Genomic DNA, 26,984 nt, shown 5'->3' with positions numbered 1-26,984 from the left:
GGGGGGATATGAACAATGCAACCAGGGAAGGGCGCTATCGCCTCCTCGTACGGCGCCCGGCGATGACCGCGAGTGAACTTCCGGCCATGGTGCAGGCCACCGAGCCCCTTCTGCGGGAATTCCTGGATCTGTTGAGCACACTGGAAGCCGATCTGGCGCAGCGGTGGATCAAGACCGAAGGCCGATGATCTCTTCGGGAACGGAGCAGTCAGGCTGCGTCATGTACAACGAAGGAAATCTCTCACAGCCCCTGGTGCCACCGGACGCCGCCTGGGACCCGGCCGAGGAACTGGCATGGATGCTCCAGGAGGCCATGCAGGAGGAACATCCCAGAATTCCCGGGCCCCGCGACGAGGATTCGCTCTTCGCGCCGGCCGAAGGCACGCCGCTGGGCAATCTCCAGGAGATCACCGCCGAGCTGCCGCCGCTGAGGCCCGCCTCCCGCGGCCACCGCCGAATCCCCGAACGCAGACGCCCCCGCGCGCTGCAGACCACAAGCTATCTCGTCGCAGCGCTGGCGGCGGCCATCGCTTCCGCGGTGAGCTTCTTCAGCGGAATGGTCGCCTCCGACCCTCTGCAGGTGGTGGCCGCGGCCCGTGTGCCGGGCGACATCGTCCCGTGGTGGCCTCTGCTGCTGTACGGCCCCTGGCTGGTCGCGTCACTGTCCGTCCTGCGGGCCGCGCTCCATCAGCGCCGCGCGCTGCACTCCTGGTGCACGGTCCTGCTCTTCTCGGCGGTCACGATCCTCCTGTGCGTCCTCCAGGCCCCGAAGACCCTGCTCGACACCACCGCCGCCGCTCTGCCGGGCCTCGCCTCCCTCGCCTGCTTCCAGCAGGCCGTCCGGCAGATCACCCTGACCCGGGCGCCCCGGAAGGCGATGCCCCGGCACCGCACCCGTTGAACTCTTCCGGCTGACGGCGGGGGCCGTACGGGGCATGGCTCGTCGAGATCGACGGACGGAATTGCCCGTGGCCGGAATCCTCATCGGCCTCCCTCTCCCGGAACATCGGCGACATCGGCATGTGCGTCGGCGAGCGCGAAGAGTCCTGGTCGTCGCCACGCACCCTGGCCGGCGTCTCCGCGCGCTGCTCGCACTGTCCGGACTGTTCACGCGAGAGGTGAGCGTCCCGCCGCGCCCCGCCCCGGAACACCTGCCGGTACGCCTGCGGCGAGACCGTGGTCAGCCGGGCGAAGTGGTGGCGGAGGTTGGCCGCCGTGCCGAAGCCGGTGCGGCGGGCCACGGACTCCACCGGGTCGTCGGAGGTCTCCAGCAACTCCTGGGCCAGGCGGACCCGCTCCTGGAGGATCCACTGCAACGGGGTGGTGCCGAGGGCCGCGCGGAAGCGGCGGGCGAAGGTCCGTTCGCCGAGGTGGGCCTCGCGGGCCAGCGCGGCGACGGTCAGCGGCTCGTGCAGACGCTCGCGGGCCCAGTCCAGGACCGGGGCGAGGCCGGTGTCGCGGCGGTCGCGGGGCGCGCGGGCGAGCGGCTTGGCGTACTGGCTCTGGCCGCCCTCACGGTGCGGGGGGACGACCATCCGGCGGGCCACCTCGTTGGCGACCGCGGAGCCGCGGTCGTGGCGGACCAGGTGGAGGCAGAGGTCGATGACGGCACCGGTGCCGGCGGAGGTGAAGACGGTGCCGTCCTGGACGTAGAGCGCGGTCGGTTCGTAGGTGACGTCCGGGAAGCGGCGGGCGAAGTCGGCGGCGTTCAACCAGTGGGTGGTGGCGCGGCGCCCGGTCAGCAGGCCCGCGGCGGCGAGGACGTACGCGCCGCTGCACAGGGAGACGATCCGGCGCCCTTGGGCGTGGGCGGTGCGCAGCGCGTCTAGCAGCGGCTCCGGCGGCTCGGTCTGCACGCGCCGCTCGCAGGCGGCCACGACCACGGTGTCCGCCCCGGCCAGGTCGTCCAGGCCGTACGGGGTGTGCAGGGTGAGCCCGGCGGTGGTGCGCAGCACGCCCGGTTCGGCGGCGCACAGGCGCAGGTCGTACCAGGGGTCGCTGATGTCGCTGCGGTCGAGGCCGAACACCTCGCAGGGCACGGCGAGTTCGAAGGTGGGGGCGTTGTCGGTGACGGCCACGGCCACGACGTGCCGGTCCGGGTGCGCGACGGAGGTCGTCCTGGCAGTCGTCATGGCGGGAATTTAGCGCAGCCGGTCGTTTCTGCCACTGGCCGGTGGGTGTCCCGGCCGCGAGGCTCGTCGGCATGCCTGCTCACAACCCCGCCGAAGGGCGGCTCACCGCCGCCCACGGCACCGCCCTGTACGTCGGTGCCGTGCTCGGCACCGGAGTCATCGCCCTCCCCGCGCTCGCCGCCGAGGTCGCCGGACCGGCCTCGCTGCTGGCCTGGCTCGGGCTCGCCGTGCTGTCCGCGCCGCTCGCGGCGGCCTTCGCCGCGCTCGGGGCGCGCCACCCGGACGCCGGGGGCGTGTCGACGTACGCCCGGCTGGCGTTCGGCGAACGGGCCGCCGCGGTGGCCGGCTGGTGCTTCTACTTCGCCATCCCGCCGGGCGCGGTGGCCGCCGCGCTGTTCGGCGCCTCGTACGTCTCGTCCGCCCTGGGCGGCGGGACCGTCACCACCGCGATCACCGCGGCCGGGCTCATGCTCACGGTCACGATGGTCAACGCGGTCGGGCTGCGGATGACGGGCCGCGCCCAGTTCCTGCTCTTCCTGCTGCTGCTCGCCCTGCTGGCGACGGCGGTCCTCCTCTCCCTGCCCCACACCCGCGCGGAACACCTGCGGCCGTTCGCCCCGCACGGCTGGACGGCGGTCGGCCCGGCGGCGGCGCTGCTGGTGTTCAGCTTCGCCGGATGGGAGGCCGTCACCCACCTCGCGGGCGAGTTCCGCAGGCCCGCCCGTGATCTGGCGCGGGCGACCGGGGCGGCCGTGGTGATCGTGGGCGTGCTCTACCTGGCGGTGGCGTTCGCGGTCGTGGCCGTGCTCGGCCCCGCCGCGGCCGACTCCGACGCCCCCCTCGGCGACCTGATGGCGCTCGGCCTCGGCGGCGGTGCCCGCCCGCTCGCCGCGCTCGCCGCGGTCCTGCTCACCCTCGGCACCATGAACGCCTACTACGCCGGTGCCGCCAAACTCGGCGCCGCCCTCGGCCGCGACGGCGTCCTGCCCGCCTGGTTCGCCCAGGGCAGCACCGCGGGCGAGACCCCGCGCCGCAGCCTCTTCTTCGTCTCCGCCCTCGCGGGCCTGGCGCTGCTGGCGGTGACCGTCACGGACACCGGCGCGCTGCCGGCCGTGATGCTCTCCTCGGGCTCCTTCGTCGTCGTCTACGCGATCGGCGTGGCCGCCGCCATCCGCCTCCTCCCCCGCCGCAGCGCGGGCCGGGCGGCGGCCTGGGCGGCCCTGGCGGCGGTCCTCCTCCTGCTGGCCCTCTCGGGCCTCTATCTGCTCTGGCCGCTGGTGGTGAGCTGCGGGGCGCTGCTCTCCGTACGCCGCTACCGCCGGCGCCGGGCCCGCGAGCAGAACGCCGCCGTCACCGCAACCGCTGCCGGCCGTCAGGAACTGGGCAGCGTCAGGCCTGGCATCTGAGAACGCCGCCGGTGCCGCCCGCCCCCGCAGACGCGCAGGGTGAACGTCTCCGGCCCCTGACCACCGCCCGCGTCGTCGGCGTCCAGACGTCCAGCGGTCGGAGTCGCCATGTGCTCACCCCTCGCGGTCAGCGTCGGCGAAGGGCGCCGGTGCAGCGGGGGTGCACCCGTCCCGCGCCTTCGCCGGGGCCGAACCGGCCGTACGGCAGCGACGCCTCCCCGTCCTCGATCACCTGATCGCACACCAGGCACATCAACGTGCCGTTGAGCGCGTCGTAGTGGTCGCACAGGGCCACGGCGGACCGGGCGAGCCGGCTCGCGCGCGCGACCTCGCCGGCCAGCTCCCCGGCCACCGGCTCGGCGAGACGGCGGCGCGCCTCCCCGACACCGGCCAGCGCCACCCGCGAGGGCACGTCGTCCTCCGCCCTGCCGGCGGCGAGCTGTTCGATCCGGGGGATCACCTGCTCCAGGAACCCGTGGAAGTCCTGGCCGAACAGCCGCACGCTGTTGAGGCCCAGCAGGTGGCAGGGGCGTTTCCGCGTTTCTCTCTGCCCCACAGCACCCGACACATACCCCCCGGGGGTGGCGTCCAGTGGTTGCCGGGACGCAACGGGCCAGGGCCGGTTGCGGCCAGTCGATCTCTCTTCTCACCGCCCTGACCTGCGGCGAAAGTAGTTCTCACCACCGGGCGACACACCCGCCTCATCCCTCACAGCTGCACCTGCAGGGCAGCTGTCCGGGTCAGGGACGTGCCTTCGCCCGCTCGACTTCCCATGCCGCAGGAGAGAAACCGTGAAGCTGAGCAACGCCGTCCGCCGCACCTCCGCCGCCCTCGCCGTCGGCGCGATGTCCCTCGGTCTCGTCACCGTCACCGGCGGCGCCGCCCAGGCCGCCGCGCAGTGCACCGGCGACGTGTCGATCTACGGCACGCTGTCCGACGGCCGGCTGACGTACACGCAGATCGCGCCGAACACCGGCGACCGCGTGAAGACCCTGGTCGGCCCGGCCCTCGGTTTCACGCCCAAGGCGATGGCGACCCTGAACTTCAACACGATCCTGGTGACGTCGACCGCCGGTGACCTGTACCGGGTGGACGTCCAGACCAACAACACCAGCCTCACCCTGGCGAACGCGCCGGTGAAGATCTGGGACGGCGGCTGGACCTTCGACAAGCTCACCTACGACGGCCACGGCCACCTCTACGGCACGGTCGCCGGGCAGCTGCACCAGTACGTGGTCTCCCAGGACAAGCCGTCGGGCTCCGCGCACATCGGCCAGCACGTCGTCATCGACACCGGCTTCGTGCTGAAGACGCTGGCCGCGGCGGGCGACGACCGGATCATCGCCTCCACCGAGGGCGGCCAGCTCTACAGCTACAAGATCGGCGGGGTCGGCAACTGGAAGCGGTCCACGCTGAAGAGCGGCGGCTGGTCCGCCGTGGACTCGCTGGTCTCGCCCGGCGGCGGCCTCTACTACGGCCGTACCAACAGCGGCATGTACTGGTACCACGACGCCGACCCGACCGACGGCGACGGCTCGGACATCGCCTACCACCCGAACGACCCGGTGGACGCGTCCGGCTGGACCCAGACGCTGCTGTCCGCGTACGGCAACAACTGCGCGTACGTGCCGCCGGTCCCGGTGGCGACCACCGGCGAGAAGATCGCCAAGTTCGCCAACGCGCAGGTCGGCAAGGGCTTCGGGGACTTCAACTTCTACCACCCGGGCGCCTGGTGCGCCGAGTTCGGCGAGTACGTGTGGTGGAACGCCGGCGCCAAGACCGGCGGCCTGACCGCCGCCGCCGGCAGCTTCTACACCTACGGCCAGAACAACGGCACCCTGCGCACCTCCGCCCCCAAGGTCGGCGACGCGGTGGTCTACGGCTACTCCGGCGGCGGTTCCGCCAACCACGTGAACCTGGTCGTGGCCGTGGACGGCGACTACATCACCACGGTCGGCGGCAACGAAAGCAACATGGTCAAGCGGACCACGTTCAACTGGAAGACCAACAACAACCCGGTCAACGCCGGCGACATCTCCGGCTTCATCTCGCCGGTCAGCTGATCACCCGGCCCCGGCCGCACCAGGGTGGAGCCCCCTCCTCGGAGGGGGCTCCACCCTTTGCGCGTTGTGGGGGGCGGGGCGGTGCTCAGGCCCAGTCGGCGGGCACGCACTCCGTCGTGGGCGAGTCCATCCTGTTGACGACCCCGTTCACCGTGAGCCGCACGGTCCCGCCGTACGTCTCGGCGCCGTCCCCGGTGCCCGCGCCGTACGCGCAGTCCGGGACCGGCCCGGTGGTGCCGAAGCAGCCGCGGCGCTCGCCGACGGCCAGGCTGTACGAGCCGCAGCCCGCGTCGGCGCCGAAGGAAGTGACGGCGCCGGAGACGGTGACCGCCGACGTCGAGTTGTTCACGACCACCAGCACCACCTGGGCGTCGTCATGGGCGTTGCGCACCAGGCAGGCCTGGAAGCCGACACCGGCCTTCGCGGTGTGCACCACCGTGCGGGCGCAGTCCCAGGTGGGTCCGGTGGACACCGACTGCCAGTACGGTGCCGCCCCGGCCGGCGCGGCGGCGATGAGCGCGGTGGTCACGCAGGCGGCCGCGGTGGTGAGGATTCTGCCGGTCTTGCGCACGGTGCTGGCTCCCTTGGTCGGGTGGAGTCGGAATCGGCCTCACGGACGTTAAATGATCTTGCGGCGGTCCGACAGGGAGAACGACTGGCCTGTTTGGGCCAGGGAGCGCCGGGAAACGCCGAAGGGCCCCGCCGGGGAGGCGGGGCCCTTCAGGAGGGGGCTGTCGGGTCTAGTACCAGTTGTTGGCCTGCCAGAAGTTCCACGCGTTGCACGGGGAGCCGTAGCGGCCGTCGATGTAGTTCAGGCCCCAGCGGATCTGGGTGAGCGGGTTGGTCTTCCAGTCGTCACCGGCGCTGTCCATCTTGGAGGCGGGCAGCGACTGCGGGATGCCGTACGCGCCGGAGGACGGGTTGGTCGCGTTCCAGCGCCAGTTGGACTCGTGGTCCCACAGGTTCTCCAGGCAGGACCACTGCGCGGAGGTGGCCCAGGCCGCGTCCTTCTCGTTCATCAGCTGCCGGCCCGCGGCCTTGACCTCGGCGATGTTGTCGCGGTTGACGGTGGTCACGGAGGTGGTGCAGGTGTAGGTGCCGGGCTGGGCGGACAGCATCTTCTGCGTCCAGCCGCTGGTGTTGACCGGGTCGTCCAGGTGGTACGAGATGTCCGCGCCGGAGCCGTCGGTGGGGTTGGCGTCCTTGTACCAGTACATGGCGCCGGTGGCGAGACGGCCGTAGTAGAGGCCGCCGCCGGGCGAGACCAGCTGGTTGAAGCCGGACCAGCCGTCGGCCTTCAGGAGGTTGCTCTTCCAGGCGCCCGCGCCGGAGACCGTGTAGTCGAGGAGGCGGCCGTCATCGGTGGTGGCGCTGAGCCGGTCGTCGCCGGTGGCGGTGAGGGTCTTCAGCACGAACCCGGTGCCGATCTCGGTGCGGGCGCCGATGTGCTGGGAGCCGGCCGGCTTGTCCTCGGTGACGTTGTAGCGCAGCAGCAGGCCCGCGGCGGTGGTGCCGTAGAGGTGGCCGTGACCGTCGTAGGTGAGCTTGTCGTGGGTCCAGCCGCTGTCGGCGATCTTCACCGGGGCGGTCATGAGGGCCAGGCTGGTGTTGTTGGTCCGCACGTCGACGCGGTAGAGGGCACCGGTGGTGGAGGTGACCAGCACGGTGTTGAAGTTGAGGGTCGCCACGGCCTTCGGCTCGAAGCCGAGGCCGGGGCCGACGAGCACCTTGGCGAGGTCGCCGGTGGCCGGGTTGATGGCGCTGAACGTCAGCCTGCCGTCGTCGAGCACGCCGTAGATGTTCACCCCGCCCCTGCAGGTGGTGGCGGCTTCGGCGGCGGTGGTCGTGGCCACCGTGAGCAGCCCGGCGCCGAGCGCGCCGGCGGTGAGCAGTCCTGCGACGCCGCGGCCGGTTCTGCGGACGTTCTTCACTTTTCGGTCCCCCTGGGGCAGTGGTGGGCGGAGAGTCTGGGAGCGGAGAGGCGGGAGGCGGAGCCCGGGAGGGCGCGGCGGTCTACTGCCAGCCGGCGTCGTGGGCCAGGTAGGTGACGGACGGAGCAGCCGGGTCCGCGTCGCCGAGCTGGGCGGCGACGGCCGGGGCGGCCAGCAGCGCGGTGAGGGCGAGGGTGGCGACCGCGGCGGCCTGGGCGATGCGGATGCGGAGCATGGCGGTTCCGTCCTTCCGGAGTGTGTCGAGTGCGTCAAGTGCGATGGGGATCCGGCTTGTTCTCGCGCCCCGCGGTGGCGTTCGGTCCGGCCGGTGATCAATAGAATCCCCGCAGCTCAGGCGGGTTGGAAGGGATTCCGGATGGACGGAAAGGGCCTTGGACCAATGCGTCCACCCGGCCGGTTCCGCGTCCGGTGGGGCCGGTACGGCGCCAGACACGGCCGGTCCCGCCTCCCGTGCGGCCGGATCAGTCCACCGGCTGCGGCGCGAACGCCAGCGGCATCAACGGCACCCCCGCCCCGGTCAGCCGCGCCCCGCCCAGGTGCGGCACGTCCCGCAGCAGCCGCTCGCAGACCCGTACGGCCCGCTCCTCGGCCTCCTCCAGCACGGCGGCGAGCAGATAGAAACCGAGGGTCAGCCGGTACGGGGAGCGGGGGTGGACGGCGACATGCTCGACCCGGTCGCCCGGGACGATCGCCGAACGAACCAACGCCCGCACGTCGTCGGGCAGTTGGGCACCGGGTGGCAGCTCCAGATGGGCGTGCACGAGATACATGCACTCCAGCGTCTCAACGGATCTCGTCGCACCGTCGGGTTTCGGCTGGACGGTTGGGGCCGAGGCCCGTTCCGTCCTTCCCGCGCTCCGCCCCCTGTGAGGATGCGTCTCCGCTCTGCGAAGATCATCGACAAGTAGGGGATGTTCTGTGCAGGGACCAGGGGGAACCACATGCTCACCGCACTCGGCCTCGACTCAGCCGCGGAGACCGTGTACCGCGCCATGCTGAGACGTCCGGCGGCCGGCGTGGCCGATCTCGCCGTCGCCGCGGGGGTGCCGGAGGAGGACGTCCGCGACGCCCTCGACACATTGAGCGAGCTGGCGCTGGTGCGTCCGGCCGCCGGGGACGCGGGCCGGCTGCGCGCCGTCTCCCCGGACATCGGCATGGAGATCCTGATGGCCCGGCAGCAGGCGCAGCTGGCCGCCCAGCAGCAGCGCCTGGAGGCCTCGCGGGCCGCCGCGGCACAGCTCATCTCGGAGTACGCCGAACTGCGCCCGGCGACCAGTCACCCGGGGGTGGAGCAGCTGGTCGGCCTGGACCAGATCCGCGACCGGCTGGCGGTGCTGACCCGCGAGGTCACCGAGGAGTTCCTGGCCTTCGCGCCGGGCGGGCCGCAGACCGCGGAGAACATGGCCGCGTCCCGGCCGCTCAACCAGGATCTGCTGGAGCGCGGGGTGCGGATGCGCACCCTGTACCTGGACAGTGTCCGCAGCCACCGCCCCACCGTGGAGCACGCCACCTGGCTGGCGGGGCTGGGCGGGCAGGTGCGCACGGTGCCGTCACTGCCGACCCGGATGATCCTGATGGACCGGCGGACCGCGATGATCTCGGTGAGCAGTGACGATACGGCGGCGGGCGCGGTGGTGCTGACCGGCCAGGGCACGCTCACCCTGCTGTACGCGCTGTTCGAGACCACCTGGGAGTCGGCGCAGCCGCTGGGCGAGGTCGTCCCGGTCGACCCGCACGGACTGACCGCTCAGCAGACGGCGGCCCTGCGGCTGCTGGCGGAGGGCCACACGGACGAGGCGATCGCCAAGCGGCTCGGGGTGTCCCATCGCACGGCCCGGCGGATCGCGTCCGAGCTGATGGACCGGCTGGACGCACGCAGCCGGTTCGAGGCGGGCGTCCGCGCGGTCCAGCAGGGGTGGCTCCCGGCGCGCCGATGAGCCCTCCGGGGCGCCCGCCCGCCGCCGACCAGCCCTGAGGCCGGTCCTCCCCGTCATCGCGTCCGCGGGCCTCCTGGCCGGCACCCTCGTCGCGCTCTGCGGCACCGCGGCGCGGGCCGCCACCGCCCGCCATGTACGCCTCCGACGGCCGCCTGGTGGTGACCTTCGGCGGCAACCGGGTCACCCCCTGACCCGCGCCCCGAAACAGCCGTCCGGTCCGGCCGGGACGTCCCGGCCGGACCGGACGGGCAAGGGTCAGCGACCGGACTCGGCCGGTTCCCGGGCCGGTTCCGCCACCGCGGCAGCCGATCCGGCCACCGTCCGGGACCCGCCGCGCAGCCCGAACGCGGCGATCAGGGCGGCGAGGGCGGCGGCGGCCAGGGGCACCAGCAGGGCCGCGCGGTGGCCGTCGAGGAGCGCCTGCTCGCCGGTGCCGTCGGTCGCCGCGGTGAGCACGGCCGTGGCGGACGACAGGCCGAGGGCCGCGCCGAACTGGAAGGACGTGTACAGCAGGCCGCCCGCGACGCCCTGCTCCGCCTCCTCGACGCCGTCGGTGGCGACGATGGTCAGCGGGCCGTAGGCCAGGGAGAAGGCGAGACCGAGGATGATCAGGCTCGGGAACATCATCGGGTACGTCCAGTCCGGGCCCAGCGGCAGCATCAGCGCGTAGGACAGCACGGCCAGCAGCAATCCGCCGAAAATCACCCGCGCGTTGCCGAACCTGTGCACCAGCTTCGGGGTGAGCGTCGGCGACAGGATCGCGTCGACCCCGATCACGATCATGGCGAAGCTGGTCTCCAGGGTCGACCAGCCGCGCAGTTCCTGGAGATGGAGCACGACGATGAACTGGAAGCCGAAGAACCCGGCGGCGAACAGCAGCCCGGCGAGGTTGGCGCGGACCAGGCTTCCGCTGCGGAGGATGCCGAGGCGGACCAGCGGCGCGGCCGCCCTGCGTTCGATCAGCACGAAGACGAGGACCAGCAACAGGCCGGCGGCCGCGGTCAGGGCCGTCACGCCCGGCGAACCGTGGCCCGCCCGCTCGACGGCGAGGACCAGGAGCAGGATGGCGGCCGTCACACTGACCGCTCCGGCCACGTCCATGCCCTGACCGTCCCGGTCGGGCTTGGCGGACCTGGGGATGAGCGCCGTACCGGCGACGAGGATGACGGACGACAGGATGACCGGCGCGAAGAACACCCAGCGCCAGTCGGCCGAGGCCAGCAGGCCGCCCACGACCAGGCCGATGGAGAAGCCGCCCGCGGCGGTGCCCGAGTAGACGAGCAGGGCCTTGTCGCGCTGCGGGCCCTCGGCGAAGGAGGTCGTGATGATCGACAGCCCGGCCGGGGTCATGAAGGCAGCGGCCACGCCGGTGACGAACCGGGCGACGATCAGCATCCAGCCCTCGGTGGCGAGTCCGCCCAGCCCGGAGAAGAGCAGGAAGACGGTCAGCCACAGCAGGAACATCCGGCGGCGCCCGAACAGGTCGGCGGCGCGACCGCCGAGCAGCATGAAGCCGCCGTAGCCGAGCACATAGGCGCTCATGACCCACTGGAGCGCGCCGGTCGACAGCCCCAGGTCGGCCCGGATGGACGGCAGGGCCACATTGAGCATGGCCACGTCGACGCCCTCCAGGAATATCGCACCGCACAGCACGAACAGCACGCCCCAGGCGCGTCCGGTCATGCGTGGGGTGCCGCTGGGCGCGGCGGAGGGGAGTGCGGACACGGAGAGGACTCCTCGGGGAAAGGAAGGTGGTTCCTGACCCAGGGAATCCTCCGGTGCCTCAACTGATCGCGGAAGAAGGCACTTTGAAGTCACCGAGTGACCGCGGAGGTACCGAGGAGGGGGTCCCGGAGGCCCGGACCGGATCCGATGGGAGCCGTTCCCGGGCCACGCGCGGCCACAGTGCCCGCATGCGACGGCGAACTCTATGCGGAACACCCCGGCCGCACCGGCACCGACGCGGGCGGCGGCTCCGGGCTCGGCCTCCGACCGCCCGGGCGGGCCGCCCCGCGGTTCAGCCGGCGTCCCGCAGTCCCGCCGCCCGGCCCTCCGCGTCCCACACGATCTCGCGGACCCGGACCACCGCCGCCCGGTCGACCGGGCCGTACACATGCGGGAACCGGGTGCCCTCCGGGACTCCCGGCGGCGGGACGGGTGCCGCCTCCTCCCAGACGCAGGGCGCGGTCAGCCGGGTCTCGTCGAGGTCGAGGACCAGCAGGGGCCGGGGCGCGCTGCGGTAGAAGGCGTTCACGACGGCCAGGGTGACCCGGTCGTCGGGGGAACAGTGGACGAAGCCGTCCTCGGCGAGGGAGGCGGGGGCGTACGGGTGTCCGGGGCCGGCGGCCCAGTCCGCGGCGGGGACGACGTGGTGGATCACCCCCCGGTTATACCCGGTCCGGGCCCTGATCACAGGCGTCCGCGTTGCCTCGGGCGCCGCCGATCGTTGGTCCTCTCATGCGTCGAACGAGCGGAGGCCCCCCATGCGTGTGACCGACCTCGAGCGCTGCGGGATCCGGCCCGGACGGCTCGTGGAGTGGACGCTGCATCCGGCGGCCGTCGCGGCGGCACGCGGCCTGCCGGACGACGTCCGTCCACCCGCCTACGTCCAGGAGTCGCATCTGCGCACCTCGCGCTCCATCCGCCGGGACGGACTGTTCGTGCCGACCTGGCTGGGCACGGCGTTCGACCTGCCGGGGCGGGTCGACCTCGATGTGCTCCAGTCGGCGCTGCGCACCTGGACCCTGCGGCACGAGACGCTGCGCAGCGGCTTCCGGTGGGCGGGCGAGGAGATGCGGCGGTTCACCCTGGACGCGGATGCGGTCGCGCTGCACCGCCGGGACGTCGGGCACTTCGCGGACGCGACCACGCTCACCCGCCACCTGCGGGATCGTTTCGACGCCGAGGCGGACGCGCTGACCTGGCCCAACTACCTCTTCACGGCGGTCGTCCGGGACGACGGCGCCAGCGTCTACCTGGCGTTCGACCACAGCAACGTCGACGCCTACTCCCTGTACCGGATCGCCGCCGAGATCCACGAACTGTACGCGGCGGAGCTGGCCGGGCGCCCGGCCGACGAGTCCCCGGCCGCCAGCTACATCGACTTCTGCGCGGCCGAGCGCACGAACGCCGACAGCATCGACGACGGTCACGCGATCGTGTCCCGCTGGCGGGAGTTCATCGCCCGCTGCGACGGCCGGCTGCCGAACTTCCCCGTCGACCTCGGCCTGGATCCGCACGGCCCGTTGCCCCCGCAGAAACTGCTGTGCGAGCCGCTGGCCGACGCGGAGCACGCGGCGGGCTTCGAGGCGTACTGCCGCCCGTACGGCGGGAGCCTGGTCGGGGTCCTCGCGGCCGTGGCGCTCGCCACCCACGAGATCGGCGGCCCGGACGTGTACCGCACGGTGGTGCCGTTCCACACCCGGGCCGCCTCCCGCTGGGCCGATTCGGTCGGCTGGTACGTGGGCGGCGCGCCGGTGGAGATCCCCGTGTCACCCGCCACCGGCTTCGACCGCGCCCTGGAGCTGGCCCGCGCCACGCTCCGCGCCAACCGGAAGCTCGCCCGGATGCCGCTGGCCCGCGTGCTGCGCCTGCTGGGCGCGGACTTCCGCCCCACCTCGCCCGACCTGTACTCGATCGTGTCGTACGCCGACAGCCGCGGCACCCCGGGCGCCGAGCGCTGGCAGGAGCTGAACGCCTGCGCGCTGATCCGCGTCTCGTACGGCGACCAGGTGTGCGTCTGGGTCAACCGCGTCCACGAGGGCCTCCAGTTCGCCGCCCGTCATCCGGACACCGAGAGCGCGCACAAGAACCTGCGCCGGTGTGTGGAGCGGGTCCGGGAGCTGGTGGTGTCGGCGGCGCGGGAGCGGATGCCGGTGCCCGGACAGGGCCGCCTCCGCCGGGAGGCGGCCCCCTGGGGGAACTCCCCCGCGCCTACTTGGCGTTGATCAGCTCGTGCGGCGGAACCGTCACCGTCCGGGCGCCCGGCGTGCCGCCGAGGACGACCTTGCGGAGCGCGACGTTGTTGTTCAGGTTCGTCTCCTTCAGCCGCTTCTCCGGATTGGCGATGACCTGGATGTAGTACGTGCCGTTCGGCAGGTCCGTGATGTCGAAGGACTGGCCGGGCCGGTACTGGGTGTAGGTGTCACCGGAGCCGACGTCCAGCACCTCGCGCACGGATATCGAGTTCTGCTGGCCGCAGGCGGTCGACAGGTCCGTGTTGTACGGGTGCCAGTTGGCGTTCTTCACCGTGTAGTCGATCGCGTCGGTGTTGGCGAGGCAGAACGCCTCCTTGCCGCTGCGCACCTCCTTGGTCTGGTCCTCGCTCAGCAGCCGGTAGCTGGCGAAGTCGGTGAAGTGCCAGTGCTCGTGGCCGATGCGCGGGTCCCACTCCATGGTGCCGGTGGGGGCGTAGCCGACCTGCTTGCCGTTCGCGTCGTAGAAGTACTGGTACGCGTCCATCAGGTCCTTGCCGGGGCTGCGGAAGCCGTCCACGACGAGCGGCGCGGGGCCCGCGTTCCAGACGTTGGCGCTGAAGGCGAGGTAGTCCTTGCCGGGGACGTCGCCGTCCTCGCCGTCGGTGATGGCGATGTCCCAGGCCGGCAGCGAACGCAGGTCGGGCTTGGGCGCGTTCGCCGGGACGCCCGCGCGGCCGGTGGGCCGCTTGGCGTTCGGCGTCAGCGCCGGGGCGATCCGGGAGCCGTCGGTGTGGCCCGGACCGTCGCCCAGGTGGTGGGCGAGGCCGCGGTCCTCCAGGGCGTGGGACAGGGCGGGCGGGGTGGGGGCGTCGGCGCCGCGCGGGCCGTAGTGGTGGGCCGCGCCCGCGGCGCCGTGGCCGGATCCGTGGCCCGCGCCGTGGGCGGAGCCGTGACCGGCGCCGTGGCCGGACTTGCCGGCCGCCGCGACGCCCGCGCCGCCGCCGTCCCCGGTCTCCCGCACGGTGACCTTGATGGTGGGCCGGTCGTCCGGGATGGCGAACAGCTCGCGGTACTTCTTCGCGACCCGGACCTTCGCCGTGTACTCGCCGGCGGGCAGGTCCACCGGCTTGTCGTAGTCGACGGTGCTGGAGTTGGACGCCCAGCCCTTCTCCACGCCCCACACCGAGCCCAGCGTGAACGGGTTGGTGGGGCAGCTCTCCGGGTAGTGCGAGGTGGCCGGGGCGTCCGGGCGGAGCCGGCCGGAGGCGTTGTTCGGGCAGAAGGTGCCCTTGCTCTTCGCGACCTCGGCGCCGGCCGCGTCGGTGACGGTCACCTCCAGGAACCCGGGCAGCCCCGAGAAGTCCTTCACCAGGCCGGCGGGCAGCGTCCTCGTCGTCGTGCCGGTGCCGTCGCGCAGCACCTGCTTGGCGACGACCGGATCCTTGTACGACTTCCTGGTCACCCGGAACTCCAGCGGCGCGTCGTCGACGGTGACGTACGTGCCCAGGTCCAGATAGACCCCGGACTCCCCCTCCCAGCGGTCGAGTGTCACGGAGTTCGACGCGGCGATCAGCCGGAGCTTCGGCTTGCCCGAGGTGGCCGACGGGGCCTTCTCGGCCCCGGGCGCGGCCCCGGCCACGGCGACGACGGTGAGTGCGGCGCCCGCCGCGAGCGCGGCCCGCTTCAGGCGGATGCGGTGTTGCTGACTGGTCATCGGTTCCTCGTCTGCGAGTGCCGCGGTCGAGCGGCATCGGACTGGACAGCCCACCCGCGGCCGACTGCGGACGCACCCCACGCGCCCCGGCCGTCGCTGTGAGCACCCTGTGAGACCGGTGAATCAGCTGTGGGGGTTGCCTGTTGGGGGTGACTTGGCCGGGGACCGCCGCTGTCGGGGGCGTTCGCGGTCCGCGCGTTCCGGCGGTGCGGGAGACTCCGCGGGGGACCCGGCACCGTAGTCGAGCCGCCGGGCCGTCTCCACGAGGGCGTCCAGCGGGTCCCGTCGGCGGGGGCGCACGAGGTGGCGCAGAGGGCGCAGGAGCTGCTCGCGCACTTTCGCCACGGTTCGCCACCCCTTCCGCACCGTAGAAATATCTACCAGCATGAGCACCCCTGATCCGGTTCCCGGAGGTGCACCATGCGAGGCGCCCAGAGACGGGCCGAAGAGTGGCTGTCCGCGGCGGCGACCGACCCGCGGGCCTGCAAGCGCCAGTGGGCCGGGGAGGCCGGGATATCCATGCTGGCGTGCGGACGGTTCTGGGATGTGCTGACCGTGCCGGAGGACCTGGGCGTGCTCGCCCTGGACGCCCTGCTCTGCATCCCGCAGGTGCCCGGCCCCGCGCTCGCCGACACCGGGACCCGCCGGGTCGGCTTCTTCCTGCCGCCGGATCCGGACGGCCGGTGGATCGGCCCCGACATCCGGTACGCGGGCCGCGGTTCCTGGATCGCCGTCCCCGCGCCGCACCGGGCCGCGGGCCGCCTGCGCTGGCTGGTCCCGCCCGACGGCAGCGGCGCCCTGTTCGTGCCCGCCGCCGTCGAACTCGCCCTCCAGCAGGCGCTCGGCACGCTCGGCGCGCTGGCCGACGCCCGCGGGCGCTGCCTCGCGTGCGGCTGCCACGGCGGTGGCCGGACCACGCCCGCGGAGGCGGTCAGCGGCGGCGCGCCGGTCCGGCGGCTCTGACAGCGGTGCCGGCGTGCTGCGGGTCGGGTCATGCCAGGGCAACGCGTCCCCGTGGGCCGGTGGTGCGCCCGCCGGGCCGCATGGCCCGCATCGGATGAGGCGGGGTCCCCCGTTCAGGGCCATGCGGTTATCCCACGAGATGCCCGCGCGGGCGGCCACCGGCCCGCCGGGCCGCACCGCCGGCTTGCGATACTCCAGCCGTGACCACCGATAACACCCGTTCGGCCGGACGGCCGCAGCCCCCCGCCCGCCGAGCGGTCCGCACCTGGCAGGACGCCGAGCGCAACGCGGCCGCGTGGATGCGCCACTGGGGTTACCCGGACGCCGACGCCCGGCCGGGCGGCCCGGACGGCGGGGTCGATGTGCGATCGGCGCGGGCGCTGGCTCAGGTCAAGTTCCAGGCGCACGCGGTCGGGCGGCCCGAGCTGCAGCGGCTGTTCGGGGCGCGGGGCCGGAACATGGACCGGCAGCTGCTGTTCTTCACCGGCAGCGACTACACCGCCACGGCGGTCGCATACGCCGCCGAGCAGGACATCGCGCTGTTCGTGTACGGCCTGGACGGCTCGATGACCCCGGTGAACGCGCCCGCCCGCCGGATCCGCGACGCCGTACGCCCGACGCCGCCCGAGCCCGCGGCCGAACCGGAAGCGGCGACGAGGCCGGAACCCGTGCCGGCGGCCGGGCCCGGCGCCGAGCCCGCCAAGGAACGCCGGCCCGGGTCCGCCCGGTTCGCGCTCGGGTTCCTGCTCGCGGTCGTCGCCCTCGCCCTGCCCGCCTCCGACAGCTTCGTGGCCCGCCCGAGCCGCACCGCGGCGACGGCGGCGATGCTCGTCGTGCCCGCCGTCCTGCTGGTGTGGGGGATCGTGGAGAAGACCCGCCGCCGCTTCGGGCACACCGCGCTCGGGCTGTTCCTCCTCCAGCTCCCGGTGGGCTGGCTGTGCAACGCGCGGCTGTGGCAAAACGGATTCCTCCCGGCCGGTGCCGTCACCCTCGCGTCCACCGTCGCGGCCGTCCTGCTGCTGCGGCACGGCGCGCGGATCCGCGCGAGGGACGCGGTGGCCTGAAGCCGCCGGTCCCGCTGTCCCCCGATCCCGCCCGGAAACCCCCTCCTCAACTGTCACTGCCATGCCATACGCTGCCGCTGGCAGCCGCGCCCCGCGAAGACGGACAACACGCGGGCGTTGCGCGGCTCTCTCATCTCCCCGGCTTCGCGCCGGGTTTCCTTGTGGGGGTTTCAGCAACTGTGCGCACGCGCAGCATCTCGACCGCGACGGCGTTCGCGGTCCTCGTCGGCTCGGCGGCCCTGAGCGTCGCCGTGGCCGCACCCGCGTCGGCGGCCGGCGTCAGCGTCGCCGCCCCGGGCGGCATCGTCGCGGACGGTGTCCACCAGCGGGTCTTCGTCGGTGACAGCGGCCTCGGCCGCGTCGTCGCCGCCAATTGGTCCGGTTCCGTCGTGGACTCGGTGACCGGCCTCGGCGCGGTCAGCGACCTGGCGCTCTCCCAGGACGGCGGCACGCTCTACGCGGCCCTGCCGAACAGCCACGAGATCGTGGCACTGGACCCGGCGACCCTGGACATCACGGCGCGGTACGCCGTGGCCGTCACCGCCGGCCCGCGCCACCTCGCGTTCGCCGGCGGCAAGGTGTGGTTCAGCTACGGCGACCAGTGGGACGGCGACCTCGGCTCGCTCGACCCGGCCGTGGACCCGGCGAGCGGCACCGACCCGGTGGCGCTCGGCCAGTTCACGGACAAGGTGTGGGGGCAGGTGCTGCTGGACACCGACCCGTCGGCGCCCGGCCTGCTGGCGCTGGGCGAGACCGGTGACTCCACCGGCTCGGTGGCGGTGCTCGACGTCTCCGGCGGCACGGCCCAGCCGGTCGCCTGGCACAACGGCGACTACACCCTGACCAACGGGGTCCACGACGTCGACCTGGTGCCCGGCGCCCCCCAGCTGCTGGTCAACGGCACCGACCGGCTGGCCCACACGAACGGCGTGTTCGCCAGGGCGGGCTCGTACCCGGCGGGCAGCCAGGCCGACCTCTCCGAGACCGGCCTGGTCGCCCAGGCCACCGGCAGCAACGTGGCGGTCTACCGGCCGAACACCACCAAGCCGCTGCGCACCTACCTGAACGTCGGCACCTGGGGTGCGGCCGACCTGGCCTGGGCCCCGGACTCCTCCCGGCTGTTCGCCCTGGTCCAGACGTCGGCCGGCTACACCGTGAAGGCCCTCACGGACCCCGCCAAGAACGTCCCGTCCCTCACGGTCAACGCGCCGTCGACCGCGGCCCGCGGCAAGCCGCTCACGGTGACGGGCCGGATCTCCGCGACCCTGCCGCTGCCCGCCGGCGTCCAGCTGAAGGTCACCCGGGTCGACCTGGAGAGCCCCGGCGGCAAGGCGCTGCCGACGGTCACCGCGAAGACCGACGGCACGTACTCCTTCTCCGACACCCCGCCGGCCGGCGGCACCGTCACCTACAAGGTGGCCTACGCGGGCGACGCCGACCACACGGCCGTGACCGCGTCGGACAAGGTGGCCGTCTCGCGCGCCTCGACCACGCTGACGCTGAACAACAACGGCAAGCTCTACGCGTACGACGCGAACGTCACCTTCACCGCGCACCTGGGGAAGACGTACAAGAACCGCACGGTCGAGATCTGGGCGGACCCGTTCGGCGGGGACAAGCCCAGGAAGCTGCTGAAGACCGCCACGGTCAACTCCCAGGGCAATGTGTCCGCGGTCGTCGACATGAAGCGGGACACCACCGTCAGCGCCGTCTTCGAGGGCGACGCCCGGTACAAGCCGAAGACGGTGAAGTCCACCGCCTACGCCAAGGTCCGCGTCTCCACCGCCGTCTCCCGGCACTACCGGACCGGCAAGATCGGCTCGACCACGTACTACTGGTTCCGCAAGAGCACCGACCCGCTGCTCACCACGACCATGACGTACTACCCGGGCCGCCAGCAGCGCTTCGACCTCCAGGTCTACTTCGACGGCACGTGGTACTCGGCCGGTTCGGAGTACTTCGCGCTCGCCGCCGACGGCAAGTCCGCGGTGTCCCTGGAGGCCCCCGGCGAGGCGGGCATCCGGGCCCGGATGCGGTCCGTCTACGTCAACGGCTCCTCCGGTGACAGCGTGAACTCGACGACGTACGGCTCCTGGAAGTACCTGTACTTCACCAACTAGCCGCCCGTCGGCCGGCCGCGCTGCCCGCAGTGCGGCCGGCCCGTCAGGCCCGTGGCCTCGCCCCGGGGTGGTGCGTCGCCAGGGCCCAGATGACGAAGAAGTCGATGGCGATCAGGATCATCGACCAGAGCGGCGCGTACGGCAGGAACAGGAACTGGGCGATCAGGCTCAGTGAGGCCAGCAGGATGCCGACGGCCCGCGCCCAGGCGGCGCCCTGGAGGATGCCGACGCCGGTCGCCGCGGCCACCGCGCCGAGGATCACCAGGATCCAGCCCCAGCCGGTGAGGCTGACCTCGTACACGTAGTCGCCGAGCCGGGCGTAGACGTCGTCCTCGGCGATGGCGGCGATGCCCTGGAGCACCGCCAGCAGGCCGTTGACGAGCATCAGGACGCCCGCGAAGACGGTGCCTCCGGTTGCCCAGCCGTTCCCGGCGGAGCGGGGGGCGGAGCCGGTGCCCTGGTGGGACGGGTCCCACACCGGCGACTCGGGCGTGCGCGGCTGTCGGGTCATGACCTACCTCTGTCTCCGTCGGGGCGGGTGGTGTGCCGTGCCTCGACGATCCGCCCGGGCGGCGGCCCCGACCAGGGGGAGTACACCGTTCGAGTGATCCCGCATGCGGGCCGGTCCGGTCGGGCCTTCACTTGGAAGGAGACCCGCACCCTGGGAGGCAGCATGCCCGGTCACCGCAGGACCCGCTCCACGCTCACCGCGTCGGCGGCGGCCGCGGTCCTCGTCCTCACCGGCTGCACCGGCGAGGACAGCCCCGAGAACCGGGTCGGCGACGCGGCCTCGGCGGTCGAGTCCGCCGCGTCACGGGCCGGGGACTCCGTGGCCTCGGCGACCGCGGAGGCGGACCGGCGGTTCGACGACATCACCGGCGGCCTCGACGCGAAGAGTGACGTGCGGCTGGGCAGGCCCGCCACCGGCCGCGACGACCGGACCACGGTCGAGGTCACCGTCCGCAACACCGCCGGCTCGGCCAAGTCCTTCGCCGTCCAGATCAACTTCACCAGGGCGAACGGCGACCTCCTGGACACCGCCGTCGTCAAGGTCGACGGTGTCCCCGCCGCGGGCGAGCGCTCCGCGACCGCCCGCAGCAACCGCTCGCTCGACGGCGACGTGCGGGCCGAGGTGGCCCGCGCCGTGCGCTACTGACCGCCCCGCCTCCGGCATCACGGAGCCCCCGCCCCGGGCCGGCCCGTGATCTGTTCAGCCGAGCCAGACGGTGGTGTCCGGGGGCAGCACCCCGCGGTCCGGCAAGGGGGCGCTGGCGAGCAGGGGTTCACCCGGCGGCAGCGGGACCGGTGCGTCGGACAGGTTGGCCACGCACCGCCAGCCGTCCGTGCGGGCGAACGCGAGCACCCCCGGCGGGGCGTCCTCCAGCCAGGTCAGCTCCTCGCCCTCCAGCAGCTTGCGGCGCAGTTTCAGGGCGCTGCGGTACAGCTCCAGGGTGGAGCCCTCCACCCCGTCCTGCGCCTGGACGGCGTAGTGCGCGAAGGACTCCGGCTGCGGCAGCCAGGCACCGCCCGCGCCGAAGCCGTACGACGGCCCGGTCGTGGTCCACGGCAGCGGCACCCGGCAGCCGTCGCGGCCCTTGCGGACATGGCCGGTCTGCTCCCAGATCGGGTCCTGGAGGACGGCGGTGGGCAGGTCGGCGACCTCGGGCAGGCCGAGTTCCTCGCCCTGGTAGAGGTACGACGAACCGGGCAGCGCCAGCATGAGCAGGGTCGCCGCGCGGGCCCGGCGCAGCCCGGCCGCGGTGTCGACGGCCGGGGCGTGGCCGCCGGAGAGCAGCCAGGCGTCGACGTCGGTGCCGGGCGGCAGCATCAGCCGGGAGGCGTGCCGTACGACGTCGTGGTTGGAGAGCACCCAGGTTGCGGAGGCCCCGGCGGCCCGGGCGTCGGCGAGCGAGGCGGTGATGACGCGGCGCAGCTCGTCGGCGTCCCAGCGGGTCCTCAGGTACTCGAAGTTGAAGGCCTGGCCGAGTTCGTCCGGGCGGGCGTACAGCACCCGGCGCGGTCCGGGCACCCAGGCCTCGGCGACGGCCATGCGGGGCGGGGAGTAGGCGTCGAGGATCTTGCGCCAGTCGCGGTAGATCTCGTGGACCTCGTCGCGGTCGAAGAACGGGTGGGTGCCGGGCGGGAACTCGGTCAGGTTCTCCTCGTCGCTCAGCTCGGGCGCGCCGAGGTCGCGCAGCGGCTCGCCGAGGTCCTTGGCGAGGGCGTGCGCGACATCCACGCGGAAACCGTCCACGCCCCGGTCGGACCAGAATTTCAGGGTGGTGCGGAAGTCGGCTCGGACCTCCTCGTTCTCCCAGTTGAGGTCGGGCTGCTCGGGGGCGAAGAGATGCAGGTACCACTGGCCGTCGGGGACCCGGCACCAGGCGCTGCCGCCGAACACGGACTGCCAGTCGGTGGGGGGCAGTTCGCCGCCCGGACCGCGCCCGTCGCGGAACACGTACCGGTCGCGGGCGGCCGAACCGGGCCCGGCGCGCAGCGCCTCCTGGAACCACACGTGCTGGTGGGAGGTGTGGTTGGGCACGACGTCCACGATGACCTTCAGGCCCAGCCGGTGGGCCTCGGCGGCCATCGCGTCGAAGTCGTCGAGGGTGCCGAGGCGCGGGTCGACGTCCCGGTAGTCGGCGACGTCGTAACCGCCGTCGGCGAGTTCGGAGGGATAGAAGGGGCTCAGCCACAGCGCGTCGACGCCGAGCGCGGCGAGATGGCCGAGCCGCTGGGTGATGCCCTTGAGGTCGCCGAGCCCGTCGCCGTCGGCGTCGGCGAAGCTGCGGGGGTAGACCTGGTAGATGACGGCCTGGCGCCACCAGTCGGGGTTCTTGGAGGAGAGGTCGGGCACACGGCCTCCTTCTCGGCATTGCGGGTGTTGCGGGTGTCAGGGAGATGACTGTCCACATCGCCGGAAAAGCGAACATTCTTTGCACCCGGGGGATGCCGGGGACACCGTGTCAGAGGATTTGTCAGGGTCATTGACAGCCACCTCGGCGGACCCGGCCCCTCACCCCGCGGTGGGTCCCGCCGGCCGGGCTCGCTACCTGGCGCCGACCGTCTCCAGGTACAGCTTCACGTAGCGCTCCACGTCCACGTCCAGGGCCACGTCCACCAGGTCCGGTGCGCGGCCCTCGCCGTGGATCTCGGCTTCGCCCGGGCGGGGACGGCGGTCGACGATGGTCTGGCCGCGGGTCGGGCCCGGGGCGAGGGAGACCTCGACCGGGAGGAGGCGGGTGGTGATGCCGGCGGGGTCGACGACCGCGCAGACCGCGCCCGCGTCGCCGACGCCGCCCGCCCAGTCCTCACCGTCCCCGTCGGGGCTGCCCGGGCGGTGGGCGAGCAGCTCGCCCGCGAGCCGGGTGCCGGGCTCGTCGCTCGCCCGCAGCCGCTCGATGACCGGGCCGGGGACGACGACCTGCTGGAAGACGTCCAGCCCGTACATGGTGAGCGGCACTCCGGCGGTGAGCAGGACGGCCGCCGCCTCCGGGTCGTGCCAGACGTTGAACTCGGCGACCGGCGTGGCGTTCCCGCAGGCCACCGCGCCACCCATGAACACGATCCGCTCGATGTTGCGGGTGACCTCCGGGTGCGTGCGCAGCAGGAGGGCGATGTTCGTGAGGGGCGCGGTGGGGACGAGGGTCACCGGGCGGGGGGAGGCGAGGATCTCGCGGCGGAGGAGAGTGACCGCGTCCAGGTCGGACGGGGCACGGGTGGGGGCGGGCAGGCCGAGGTCGCCCATGCCGTCCTCGCCGTGGACGTGGCGGGCCGAGCGCGGCGGTTCGATGAGGGGCCGTTCGGCGCCCCGGGCGACCGGGAGGTCCGGCGCGCCGGCCTGTTCCAGCACGGTCAGGGTGTTGCGTACGACGCCGTCCACGTCGGTGTTCCCGGCGACGCAGGTGACGGCGCGCAGGTCGAGCCCCGGGTGCCGTACGGCGAACAGCAGGGCCAGGGCGTCGTCGACGCCGGTGTCGCAGTCGATGACCACGGGGATGGGCTGACCGGCCACGGGAGGCTCCTTCCGTCTGCGACGACCCTATGCCGCTTCCCACAGCCCGGCACCACGCGCGGCGACCCGCTCGCGGACGCGCCGCAGCAACTCGTCCACGGGTACGGCCCCGGGTCGCCGCCCGTCGCGCAGGCGTACGGCGGCGAGGGCGCCGCACGCCTCCCGTTCGCCGATCACCGCCTGGTACGGCACGAGCCGCGCCGCCCGGACGCGCGCCCCGAGGCTGCCCTCCTCCGGACCGCTCAGCTCGGCCCGCAGGCCGTGGCGCAGGGCCTGCTCGACGACCTCCCGCGCGCGGTCCTCCTGGGCCTCGGACACCGGCAGCACGACCAGTTGGACGGGGGCGAGCCAGACCGGGAAGGCACCGCCGTGCTCCTCCAGCAGATGGGCGACGGCCCGTTCCACGCTGCCGATGATGCTGCGGTGCACCATGACCGGCCGGTGCCTGGCGCCGTCGGGGCCGATGTAGTGCAGGTCGAAGCGTTCGGGCTGGTGGAAGTCGATCTGGACGGTGGAGAGGGTGGACTCGCGGCCGGCGCTGTCCACCACCTGGACGTCGATCTTCGGGCCGTAGAAGGCGGCCTCGCCCCCTACCGCCTCGTAGGCCACCCCGGACGCGTCCAGCACCTCCCTCAGCATCCCGGTCGCCCGCCGCCACAGCTCGGGGCCGGCGACGTACTTGGCGCCCTCGCCGGGCAGGGAGAGCCGGTGGCGGGCGCCGCGGATGCCGAGGTCGGCGTAGGCGCGGCGGATGAGGCCGAGGGCGGCGCGGGCCTCCTCCACCGCCTGCTCGAGGGTGCAGAAGATGTGGGCGTCGTTGAGCTGGATGGCCCGTACGCGGGTCAGTCCGCCGAGGACGCCGGACAGCTCGGAGCGGTACATGCCGCCCAGCTCGGCCATGCGGAGGGGGAGTTCGCGGTAGCTGCGGGAGCGGGAGCGGTAGACGAGGGCGTGGTGGGGGCACAGGCTGGGCCGCAGCACGACCTGTTCCGAGCCGAGGTCCATGGGCGGGAACATGTCCTCGCTGTAGTGGTCCCAGTGCCCGGAGATCTCGTACAGCTCGCGTTTGCCGAGCACCGGTGAGTAGACGTGCCGGTATCCGGCGGCCCGCTCGGCGTCCCGGATGTACTCCTCCAGGGTGTGCCGGACGACGGCCCCGGCGGGCAGCCAGTACGGCAGTCCGGCGCCCATCAGGGGATCGGTGCCGAAGATGCCCAGTTCACGGCCGAGCCGCCGGTGGTCGCGGGGGCCGGGGCGGTGGTCGGGGCGGCGGTCGGGGCGGCGGTCCTGGCGGTCCTGGCGGTCGTTCGAGGTGCTCATGACGGTGGGTCTCCTCCGGTCGGAGGCGAGCGCACCGTACGGCCAAGCCCCGGGGCGCTCGCCCCGGGGCTTCGGACATCTGCTCAGCTGTCAGCGCGCCGGGACACTCTCCGGCGTCGTCGTGAGGGACGGACGGGCGCGCTTCATGGGAGGGACGGTAGCGGGGGCCGGGGCGGGCGTGCGAAGGGTTTTCCGGGGCCGTGCGCGGAGTTGATCACCCGGACGGCCCGGAGCGCTGGTGGACGGCCGGGGGTGATGGTGCCGTGGACGTACCACCGTGCCCGGCAAGCCGCCCCCAAGTCCCCGTGGAGTCCCCTCCGATGGCCCGCATCCGCCGCACCGCCCTCGCCGTCCTCGCCACCGCCGCCCTGCTCAGCGCCCCCGCCTGCTCCGCCATCAAGGTGGACCCGGACCGGCCCACCGCCCCGGCGTCCCCGGCGGCCTCCTCGCCCGCCGCCGCCCCGGCGTCCCGCTCGCCCGCCCCGGCCACGCCACCCGCCCTGACCGCCGCCCAGGCGCAGGCAGCCCTGATCACCTGGACGGACCTCGGCGAGCCGTGGGCGCCGACGCAGGGCGCGGCCACCTGGCGGGACGCCTTCCTCAAGGTGCGGGTGGCGCGAGGCACGGCGCCGGACTGCCGGCGGCTGCTCGACGCGCTCTACGCCGACGAACTGCTCGGCGCGCCCGCGCGGGCGGTGGTCGGCCTGGACGACACGTACCACCACGCGCAGCTGCGCTACCAGGTCACCGCGCAGCGCCCGGCGGCCGTGGACCGCACGCTGGGCTGGCTGCGGACCCTGCCCGGCAGGTGCGCGGCGTTCGCCGCGACCAGTGCCAACGGCACCGTTCAGCGGGTCGAGGTGGCCGAGGCGGCGCTCCCGGAGGCGGGGGACGCCCGGCAGGGGCTGCGGGTCACGTCGACGATCGAGTACGAGGGCGAACCGGTCTCGCTGACCCTGGACGTGGCGGCCGTCCGCGTCGGCCAGGACGCGTTCACGCTGACCAACGGCGGTCTGGGCGATGTCCACGCCGAGGTCACGGCGGCGGCGGTGCAGCTGGGCGCCGAGCGGCTGGCGGCGGTACGCAAGCAGGGCCGGGTGCTGGTCTGAGCCCCTGGGGGCTACTCGCGGTCGAACGGCTCCCGCTGGGCGACCACGTCGTGGGCCAGGTCCAGGACGGTACGGCCGTGTGCGAAGGCGCGGGCGCGCAGCCGGGCCAGCGCCTCGTCGGAACCCACGCGCAGCCGGGCCATGATCATGCCGACCGCCTGGAACACCTGGTCGTGCCCGTCGGCCAGCTCGGTCAGCCAGGTGCCGTCCCGGCGGGGGTCGTCCTCGTCGCCGCACGGCAGGTACACCAGCGCGACCGTCATGACCTTGGCGATGAGGCGCGCGATGTGCAGCTCACGGGCGGTGAGGGAGCCGGGGGTGTCCCGGTACAGGTCGAGGGTGCCGACGCACCCGTCGTCGTCGCCCAGGGGCAGCGCGTACACGGCCCGGATCCCGGCCGCGGTCGCCTGCTGCGCGAAGACCGGCCAGCGCGCGGCGTTCGACGTCGCGCCCAGGTCGGCGACGAGCACCGGCGCCCCGATCCGGGCGGCCTCCAGGCAGGGCCCCTCCCCCAGGGTGGCCTGGATCTCCATCAGCTCGGCGGCGCGGTCGTCGACGGCGCTCAGCGGCACCGGCATGCCCTCACCGGCCAGGGAGACGCTGGCGGAGGTCACCGGCAGTATCCGCGTCGCGACCTCGCACAGCCGACGCGGCAGCTCCCCGGGCCCGACGCCGCGCACCGATTCCGCGATCACGTCGGCGGCCCACGCTCCGTCCCGCTCGTTCCTGGGCCGCACGGTCACTCCCTCCTGGACCGGTGGAACCACAGGGGAAAACGACGCCCGACTACCCGAGGGCGGTGCCCCGAAACAGCCGTTTCGCCCCGGCCGGGGCAGGAGAACAGTGGCATGAGCGACCAGGCCCCCTCCTTACGGCTGCGCGCGTTGCGTGACCGGTTCACGCCCCCTGCCGGTGACATCGCGCGCCGTGTGGAGCCGCAGCTTCCCGAGGGTCCGCGCGCCTTCGGGACCACCGACGTCATGACGAGGCTCTCGGCAAGCTGCGCGTCCCCGGCCTCGTCGCCACCTCCCGCGAGGCGATGACGGACGACGGACCGCTGTACCGGCGGGCCGCCTCGGTGCAGCGAGAAGGACATGTTCCGGAGCTAGGGAGTCGGCTCCGCGCGTTGCACGCCCGGGCCGCAGGGCGGTTCCGTGGCCTGTGCCGGGCCCGCGTTCGCGGCGGCGACGAGGGCGGTGACGGCGAGGAGGGCGGCGGCGACGGCTCTGGCACAGCGGGGGGCGGGACGGCCGGGGAGGGGGGTGGGATGTC

Annotated in this window: 24 protein-coding genes and 1 pseudogene; 11 read left to right on the top strand and 14 right to left on the bottom strand. The window is 73.4% G+C overall.

From position 1 onward, the window contains the following. Positions 1-8: 8 nt before the first annotated feature. Both VE614_RS02290 and VE614_RS02285 read left to right on the top strand, forming a co-directional pair. Positions 9-188, top strand: a complete 180-nt coding sequence (locus VE614_RS02290) for a hypothetical protein (RefSeq protein WP_324931053.1) — start codon at positions 9-11, stop codon at positions 186-188. A 32-nt stretch (positions 189-220) separates the two neighbouring features. Further along, the gene (locus VE614_RS02285) at positions 221-901 is read left to right on the top strand and encodes a DUF2637 domain-containing protein (protein ID WP_324931050.1); all 681 of its coding nucleotides are present in this window, start codon (positions 221-223) and stop codon (positions 899-901) included. A 229-nt stretch (positions 902-1,130) separates the two neighbouring features. On the opposite strand, the pseudogene VE614_RS02280 reads toward VE614_RS02285, so the two are convergent. After that, positions 1,131-2,132 (bottom strand): annotated as a pseudogene (locus VE614_RS02280) (helix-turn-helix domain-containing protein); the annotation flags it as partial. A gap of 71 nt (positions 2,133-2,203) precedes the next feature. On the opposite strand from VE614_RS02280, the gene VE614_RS02275 reads away from it, so the two are divergent. Then, complete coding sequence (locus VE614_RS02275; RefSeq protein WP_324931047.1) at positions 2,204-3,538, top strand: APC family permease; 1,335 nt, start codon at positions 2,204-2,206, stop codon at positions 3,536-3,538. 127 nt (positions 3,539-3,665) lie between these two features. On the opposite strand, the gene VE614_RS02270 is transcribed toward VE614_RS02275, so the two are convergent. Continuing rightward, a complete protein-coding gene (locus VE614_RS02270) occupies positions 3,666-4,094 on the bottom strand; it encodes a DUF6415 family natural product biosynthesis protein (protein ID WP_324931044.1) in 429 nt (142 codons plus the stop codon). Between the two features lie 235 nt (positions 4,095-4,329). On the opposite strand from VE614_RS02270, the gene VE614_RS02265 reads away from it, so the two are divergent. After that, the gene (locus VE614_RS02265; RefSeq protein ID WP_324931041.1) at positions 4,330-5,601 is read left to right on the top strand and encodes a CHAP domain-containing protein; all 1,272 of its coding nucleotides are present in this window, start codon (positions 4,330-4,332) and stop codon (positions 5,599-5,601) included. 85 nt (positions 5,602-5,686) lie between these two features. On the opposite strand, the gene VE614_RS02260 is transcribed toward VE614_RS02265, so the two are convergent. The 4 genes from VE614_RS02260 to VE614_RS02245 form a co-directional block, all read right to left on the bottom strand. Further along, positions 5,687-6,172: a hypothetical protein gene (locus VE614_RS02260; protein ID WP_324931038.1), complete on the bottom strand. Its 486-nt coding sequence runs from the start codon at positions 6,170-6,172 to the stop codon at positions 5,687-5,689. 169 nt (positions 6,173-6,341) lie between these two features. Continuing rightward, positions 6,342-7,532, bottom strand: coding sequence for a tachylectin-related carbohydrate-binding protein (locus VE614_RS02255; protein WP_324931035.1), 1,191 nt, complete (start codon positions 7,530-7,532; stop codon positions 6,342-6,344). Between the two features lie 82 nt (positions 7,533-7,614). Continuing rightward, entirely contained in the window at positions 7,615-7,767 is a 153-nt protein-coding gene (locus VE614_RS02250; protein ID WP_324931032.1) for a hypothetical protein, read from the bottom strand. 247 nt (positions 7,768-8,014) lie between these two features. Beyond that, the gene (locus VE614_RS02245; protein ID WP_324931029.1) at positions 8,015-8,323 is read right to left on the bottom strand and encodes a hypothetical protein; all 309 of its coding nucleotides are present in this window, start codon (positions 8,321-8,323) and stop codon (positions 8,015-8,017) included. Positions 8,324-8,494: 171 nt separating this feature from the next. Here VE614_RS02245 and VE614_RS02240 point away from each other — a divergent pair, with 171 nt between their 5' ends. Continuing rightward, entirely contained in the window at positions 8,495-9,490 is a 996-nt protein-coding gene (locus VE614_RS02240) for a helix-turn-helix domain-containing protein (protein WP_324931026.1), read from the top strand. A gap of 255 nt (positions 9,491-9,745) precedes the next feature. Here VE614_RS02240 and VE614_RS02235 read toward each other — a convergent pair whose 3' ends face one another. Together VE614_RS02235 and VE614_RS02230 are read right to left on the bottom strand one after the other, a co-directional pair. Further along, positions 9,746-11,173: an MFS transporter gene (locus VE614_RS02235; protein WP_324931163.1), complete on the bottom strand. Its 1,428-nt coding sequence runs from the start codon at positions 11,171-11,173 to the stop codon at positions 9,746-9,748. A gap of 334 nt (positions 11,174-11,507) precedes the next feature. Next, positions 11,508-11,870, bottom strand: coding sequence for a DUF952 domain-containing protein (locus VE614_RS02230; protein WP_324931023.1), 363 nt, complete (start codon positions 11,868-11,870; stop codon positions 11,508-11,510). Between the two features lie 103 nt (positions 11,871-11,973). Between VE614_RS02230 and VE614_RS02225 the strand changes: the two genes are divergently transcribed. Beyond that, entirely contained in the window at positions 11,974-13,437 is a 1,464-nt protein-coding gene (locus tag VE614_RS02225; RefSeq protein ID WP_324931020.1) for a condensation domain-containing protein, read from the top strand. On the opposite strand, the gene VE614_RS02220 is transcribed toward VE614_RS02225, so the two are convergent. Continuing rightward, positions 13,424-15,121 (bottom strand): lysyl oxidase family protein, encoded by a 1,698-nt coding sequence (locus tag VE614_RS02220; protein ID WP_324931017.1) that lies wholly within the window; start codon positions 15,119-15,121, stop codon positions 13,424-13,426. The two genes, VE614_RS02225 and VE614_RS02220, sit on opposite strands and share 14 nt — an antisense overlap. A 420-nt stretch (positions 15,122-15,541) precedes the next feature. Between VE614_RS02220 and VE614_RS02215 the strand changes: the two genes are divergently transcribed. The 3 genes from VE614_RS02215 to VE614_RS02205 all read left to right on the top strand — a co-directional run bounded on the left by VE614_RS02215 (position 15,542) and on the right by VE614_RS02205 (position 19,268). Then, on the top strand, positions 15,542-16,084 hold the full coding sequence (locus VE614_RS02215) for a bifunctional DNA primase/polymerase (RefSeq protein ID WP_324931016.1): 543 nt from the start codon (positions 15,542-15,544) through the stop codon (positions 16,082-16,084). A 200-nt stretch (positions 16,085-16,284) separates the two neighbouring features. Beyond that, positions 16,285-17,148, top strand: a complete 864-nt coding sequence (locus VE614_RS02210) for a restriction endonuclease (RefSeq protein WP_324931014.1) — start codon at positions 16,285-16,287, stop codon at positions 17,146-17,148. Positions 17,149-17,327: 179 nt separating this feature from the next. Further along, on the top strand, positions 17,328-19,268 hold the full coding sequence (locus VE614_RS02205) for an Ig-like domain repeat protein (protein ID WP_324931012.1): 1,941 nt from the start codon (positions 17,328-17,330) through the stop codon (positions 19,266-19,268). A gap of 43 nt (positions 19,269-19,311) precedes the next feature. On the opposite strand, the gene VE614_RS02200 is transcribed toward VE614_RS02205, so the two are convergent. Beyond that, a complete protein-coding gene (locus VE614_RS02200; protein ID WP_324931011.1) occupies positions 19,312-19,779 on the bottom strand; it encodes a DUF7144 family membrane protein in 468 nt (155 codons plus the stop codon). 162 nt (positions 19,780-19,941) lie between these two features. On the opposite strand from VE614_RS02200, the gene VE614_RS02195 reads away from it, so the two are divergent. Beyond that, positions 19,942-20,424, top strand: coding sequence for a hypothetical protein (locus VE614_RS02195; RefSeq protein ID WP_324931009.1), 483 nt, complete (start codon positions 19,942-19,944; stop codon positions 20,422-20,424). A gap of 54 nt (positions 20,425-20,478) precedes the next feature. On the opposite strand, the gene VE614_RS02190 is transcribed toward VE614_RS02195, so the two are convergent. The 3 genes from VE614_RS02190 to thrS all read right to left on the bottom strand — a co-directional run bounded on the left by VE614_RS02190 (position 20,479) and on the right by thrS (position 24,603). Next, a complete protein-coding gene (locus tag VE614_RS02190) occupies positions 20,479-22,125 on the bottom strand; it encodes a glycoside hydrolase family 13 protein (RefSeq protein ID WP_324931006.1) in 1,647 nt (548 codons plus the stop codon). A gap of 192 nt (positions 22,126-22,317) precedes the next feature. Next, positions 22,318-23,283, bottom strand: a complete 966-nt coding sequence (locus VE614_RS02185; RefSeq protein WP_324931003.1) for a nucleoside hydrolase — start codon at positions 23,281-23,283, stop codon at positions 22,318-22,320. 27 nt (positions 23,284-23,310) lie between these two features. After that, the gene (gene thrS / locus VE614_RS02180) at positions 23,311-24,603 is read right to left on the bottom strand and encodes a threonine--tRNA ligase (RefSeq protein ID WP_324931000.1); all 1,293 of its coding nucleotides are present in this window, start codon (positions 24,601-24,603) and stop codon (positions 23,311-23,313) included. A gap of 320 nt (positions 24,604-24,923) precedes the next feature. On the opposite strand from thrS, the gene VE614_RS02175 reads away from it, so the two are divergent. Further along, positions 24,924-25,712: a hypothetical protein gene (locus VE614_RS02175; protein WP_324930998.1), complete on the top strand. Its 789-nt coding sequence runs from the start codon at positions 24,924-24,926 to the stop codon at positions 25,710-25,712. 11 nt (positions 25,713-25,723) lie between these two features. On the opposite strand, the gene VE614_RS02170 is transcribed toward VE614_RS02175, so the two are convergent. Beyond that, positions 25,724-26,449 (bottom strand): GAF and ANTAR domain-containing protein, encoded by a 726-nt coding sequence (locus tag VE614_RS02170; RefSeq protein ID WP_324930995.1) that lies wholly within the window; start codon positions 26,447-26,449, stop codon positions 25,724-25,726. Positions 26,450-26,984 lie beyond the last annotated feature (535 nt).

This window comes from Streptomyces sp. (assembly GCF_035645055.1).
Lineage (GTDB): Bacteria > Actinomycetota > Actinomycetes > Streptomycetales > Streptomycetaceae > Streptomyces.
This window is presented reverse-complemented; position numbering and strand designations above follow the sequence as displayed.